Raw genomic sequence first — 767 nt, forward strand, 5'->3', positions numbered from 1 at the left:
GCATTGGCTTCGTACTGCCAGCGACCATGCACAGAGTCGAATGTCAGCAAATGGGCTAAGGTCGCCGCATCCCCTGCGGGATCATTAATCTGCACAAACTCAACCTCTTCCCAGCCCCAAGCAGCGCGTAATGCTAAACGTCCCATACGGCCAAAGCCATTTATCCCGATTTTGATTGTCATACCTGCATCCTTCACACTCAGTTTTATATTAGGTGTTTTATATTATTTGTTTAAGATTAAAGCGTTATCGGTTCGATATAGCCACGTTGATGCACATTGGTTAAGGCATTAGGGCGAATGGATTGCACTTGGGTTATCACTTCTGCCAAAGAGCCTCCCGCCAGTAACAGCAAGATTGCCGCCATTAATCCTGTGCGACCGGAACCACCGCGACAATGAATCGCAATCGTCGCTTTGTTTTGCATCAAGGTCAGCAGTTCTGCTTTGTGCCGCGCAAACGCGAGCTCGAATGCCTCTGCGGGTGCCGCATCATCTTCTATAGGTAAATGCAACCAACGGATCCCCGCTTCATGGCAAATATCGGGCAATGATGCAACACCAAATGTTTGCAATTCGGCAAGTGGCATTAAGGTTATGATGACCTCAGTTCCCGCCGCTTTAAGAATTGCCACCGCTTCTTTCACAGGGACAGATTTAGTCCCTGGGCAAGGGGTAAAAATCAACCTAGCACCACTCTCTAGCGGCAAAATATCAAATGGATGTGACATTTAAGTGTTACCCCACTAACCAAGATTCAATCATGGC

General features: G+C 47.8%; 2 protein-coding genes. Both read right to left on the reverse strand.

Features of this window, described 5'->3' with window-relative positions:
• Nucleotides 1-182: glyceraldehyde 3-phosphate dehydrogenase NAD-binding domain-containing protein (locus H5185_RS23530; RefSeq protein WP_310741708.1), on the reverse strand; the 182-nt coding region annotated here is incomplete at its 3' end.
• A gap of 56 nt (nt 183-238) precedes the next feature.
• Nucleotides 239-730 carry a tyrosine-protein phosphatase gene (locus H5185_RS23535; protein ID WP_182743350.1) on the reverse strand — a complete coding sequence of 164 codons (492 nt, stop codon included), beginning with the start codon at nt 728-730 and terminating at the stop codon, nt 239-241.
• Nucleotides 731-767: the final 37 nt, after the last annotated feature.

It is taken from the genome of Shewanella sp. SG44-6, assembly GCF_014164185.1.
Classification (GTDB): Bacteria; Pseudomonadota; Gammaproteobacteria; order Enterobacterales; family Shewanellaceae; genus Shewanella; species Shewanella vesiculosa.